This is a genomic window from Roseateles sp. (genome assembly GCF_046300915.1).
In the GTDB taxonomy this organism is placed as follows: domain Bacteria; phylum Pseudomonadota; class Gammaproteobacteria; order Burkholderiales; family Burkholderiaceae_C; genus Kinneretia.
Genome location: NZ_JBKCLH010000188.1, coordinates 1 through 3,533, shown reverse-complemented (window position 1 = coordinate 3,533; position 3,533 = coordinate 1). Strand labels below are relative to the sequence as shown.

At 67.3% G+C, this 3,533-nt stretch carries 3 protein-coding genes and 1 pseudogene; all 4 read right to left on the bottom strand.

Features of this window, described 5'->3' with window-relative positions; genetic code table 11:
• Nucleotides 1-223, bottom strand: a pseudogene (locus ACK5F2_RS14455) (exodeoxyribonuclease III); the annotation flags it as partial.
• A 151-nt stretch (nucleotides 224-374) separates the two neighbouring features.
• The gene (locus tag ACK5F2_RS14450; protein ID WP_409865747.1) at nucleotides 375-1,997 is read right to left on the bottom strand and encodes an ankyrin repeat domain-containing protein; all 1,623 of its coding nucleotides are present in this window, start codon (nucleotides 1,995-1,997) and stop codon (nucleotides 375-377) included.
• A gap of 222 nt (nucleotides 1,998-2,219) precedes the next feature.
• Nucleotides 2,220-3,302 carry a serine hydrolase domain-containing protein gene (locus ACK5F2_RS14445; RefSeq protein ID WP_409865748.1) on the bottom strand — a complete coding sequence of 361 codons (1,083 nt, stop codon included), beginning with the start codon at nucleotides 3,300-3,302 and terminating at the stop codon, nucleotides 2,220-2,222.
• A gap of 5 nt (nucleotides 3,303-3,307) precedes the next feature.
• Nucleotides 3,308-3,533, bottom strand: a 226-nt coding sequence (locus ACK5F2_RS14440; RefSeq protein ID WP_409865745.1) for an endonuclease/exonuclease/phosphatase family protein, incomplete at its 5' end; no start/stop codon positions are given.

The window sequence follows — 3,533 nt, the reverse complement described above, 5'->3', positions numbered from 1 at the left end:
GCTTGGGCGTGGCGAAGTGGTAGTCCAGGCGCCAGCCCACGTTCTTGGCGTAGGCCTGGCCGCGGTTGCTCCACCATGTGTAGCAGGCGTCCGTGGTGTCGGGGTGCAGCTGGCGGTACACATCCACCAGACCGCCCTGGCAGGCCTCCTTGTGCGCGATGTTCACATCGGCCACCAGGATGAACTCGCGCTCGGCCTTGAGGGCGGCCAGCTGCGGCGCCATGGCCAATCTGCTGGGCTTGGATAAGCATGCCGATTGGGATGAGAGCTTGCTGACGCTGGGTGAGTGAGTCCCCTTGCGCCTTACGGCGCAGGGGAAACTTTTGTCACGCTCACACGCGCAGGTCGTGCCCCGACTTGTTGCAGCGGTTTTGCTATGCCGAAGGCGCCTGGAGCTCGGCCTCGTCCAACCACGATTGCATGGCTTCAGGCAGTTCGCCCCGCGCTTCGGGTGCAGGCCAGGGCGCGCCGGCAGCCAATAGTGCTTGCAGGGTGGCGAGGTAGTCCCCAGCAGGCTGGGGCAGGTGCGCGGCGGCATATTGCAGGCTGCCCATCACATCGCCGCCAAAGCCGTTGACTTCGTCCCAGCGGGCTCCATGGTCCAGCAGCAGCTGCACCATCTGAGCGTCACCATTGAAGGCAGCTTGGTTGAGGGCGCTGGCATCCCAGTCGCCCTTCACCGCGACCGGCCAAGCCAGGGACAGCATCAGCGCCACGGAGGCTTTGGCGCCGCGTTGGGCCTGGTCGGGCAGCAGGCGCAGCGCCTGCGCGTCCAGCTGTTTCAGCAAGTCGGGCTGCTGCTTCAGCAGGGCTTGTGCCTTGGCGGCATCGGCGCCCGCGCAGGCGGCCAGGAACTGCGCTTGTGGCGAAGTCAGTTCGGGCAGGGCCCCGTGGGTCGCCAGGAGGGCAAGCGCCTCACCCTCACCGAGCAGGGCGGCAAGCGTGGCGGGCGTACGCCCCTGCGCGTCTCGGGCATCGAGATTGGCGCCCTGAGCGATCAACAGGCTCAAGCAGGCCGTAGAGCGGCCCCGGCGCAGCGCGTGGTGCAGGGCGGTGCTGCCTTCGGGGCCGGCTTCGTTGACATCGGCGCCCAGACTGAGCGCGAGGGCCAGGCCCGCGGGGTCCTCAAAGTCGAGCAGGCGCAGGAGTGCATTCGTGCCCTCCCAGCGCGCCCCATGGTCCAGCAGCTGGCGGATCTGCAAAGCGGCACGGGCACGGTCGGGGTCCTCGCAAGCGTGGTACAGCGACTCCTTGTCGTTGGGATCGGCTCCGGCGGCCAGCAATTCGGCAGCCAGCGCTGGGCTTTGGGCTCGGGCAATGCAGCCATACAGCAGTGGCAAGCTCGGCGCCTCGGTCACGCCCGGTGCGGTCTCCAAGTCGGGGTCGGGCATGCGCATGGTTTGAAGGTCAATTGGGCCTGGTGCAAGCAAGGCCTGGGCGCAGTGCATCAAGCCACTCGCCCAGGGTTCGCCCAGGCGATGCAGGCTGGAGAAGCATACATAGGCCAGGGCGGGCGCATCGAAGGGGGGAAGCCGCTGGCCCGCAGCAAGTGCGGTGTCCAGTGGGGCCAGCTCACCTCTGACCAAGGCCAGGGCAGGGCGCAAGGCTGCTGGGCATGGACCGCGCAGGCGCTGCATCAGCGCCAGGGCGCGTTCGGGTTGTGGGTTGTCCCAGCCCCGGCCGAGGACCAGCGCCAGAATGCGCGTGACCAGGGCTGCGTTGTCGAGCTGTCGTGCCTCGTGTTGGGCCATGACGGCGCGACGCAGGGCGGTCCAGCTGCTGAAGCCCAGTTCGCGCGCGATCACCAGCTGGGCCATGCCCAGGCTGGGCGGCGTGGCCGCATCGTGGCGTTGGTAGGGCGCGGCGCGTGCCAGGCTGGTTGGATCGGCGGCGCGCCAGCCTCGCAACAATTCGCGTGCCTGGCGCTTGAGTTGCTGCAGATCGGCCGTGTCGGGCAGGGTGGGCTGCGGCGCAGCCGTGCGGGGGCTCGTGTCCAAGGGATACCTCCATGCGTGGTACGCCTGCGATCCGCGCGATCAGGCCGCACAAAGGCGAGACAGTCGGAAGTGATGATGCGGACGCGGTCTTGCACTCGCGTCAGTCCGGGTGGGCTCAGCCCTGCCTGCGGATCCAGCAGCGCCCCGGCAGGCGCTGGCGGAGAGTATGCCATCGCGTAGCTGGGGGGCGGCGGGCGAAGCGAGGGGGTCAGTGCCTGACGGCTATCGTGCCGCGCCCACATTCGCGCACTGCGCCATGTCGATGGCGGCACCTGGCCACAGGCAATCTGCCCAGGTTTCGGCGGAGGCATCGAAGCCCTCGATATTGGCCAGCACGACCAGTGCCCAGGCCTCGTCGGGGCAGCGCAGCGCCAAGGAGGAGAAGGCCGCGAAGCCGCCGCCGTGAAACAAGAGTTGCCGCTGGTCCTTGCGCAGCACCTCGGTCCCGAAGCGATAGGGCGATTCGGTCGTGCTGAAGCGCAAGTCGTCGGCTGCGCAACGGGCCAGCAGTGACTGGCCGCCGTGGCGTTGCCAATCGTCTTGCAAACAGGCCTCGGCACGCAGCAGATCGTCTAGTGTTGACCATAGGCCGCCGTCGCCCCAGCTGGCCAGGTTCACCGGCAACTCGCGCCAGGCGCCGGCCGCGCTGGTCTGGTAGCTGCGAGCGCGGCGCGGCAACACCCGTTGCGGGTCGTTTTCAAAACTCGTGTCACGCAGTTGCCAAGGTTCGAAGAGGCCTTGCCTTGCAATCTCGTTCAGCGGCAAGCCGGCATCGCGTTCCAACCAGTCGGCCAGGAGCACGTAGTTGCTGTTGCTGTAGTCAAAGCGGCTGCCTGGCTCGAAGTCTCCGTCCTCGGCCCTCTGCACCAAGGCCAGCGCCTGGGCCTGGGTGATGAGATCACTTTCGACATGCCCCAGTTGCATCTGCCAGAGATATAGATAGTCATCGACACCGCTGGTGTGGCGCAGCAAGTGTCCAAGAAGCACCGGGTGTTCGTAGCTGGCGAGGGCCGGCAGCAGCGCACGCATATCGGCGTCCAGCGTGATGCGGCCGGCCGCAACGGCTTGCATCACCAGTGCCGCGACCCAGAATTTTGATTCCGAGGCCAGGTAGAAACGGGTGTCGCCGGCAAGCGGCTGCGGCCACTCCAGATGGGCCAGGCCGTGATGCGCGGTACGGACGGTCTGGCCTTCGACAGCGAGCCCGACACAGAAGCCGGGGCCCAAGGGATCGTACTTCTCGCGCAGTGCGGCGACGGCGGCGTCGAAGCGGTCCAGCAATGGCGGAACCTCAACGGAAATCACGGGATTCAAAGCGCGAAGTCGTAGTCCACCGTCAGCGGCGCGTGGTCGCTGAACTTCTGGTCCTTGTAGATGGCGGCCTGCTTGGCCAGGGCGGCCAGCTTGGGCGTGGCGAAGTGGTAGTCCAGGCGCCAGCCCACGTTCTTGGCGTAGGCCTGGCCGCGGTTGCTCCACCATGTGTAGCAGGCGTCCGTGGTGTCGGGGTGCAGCTGGCGGTACACATCCACCAGACCG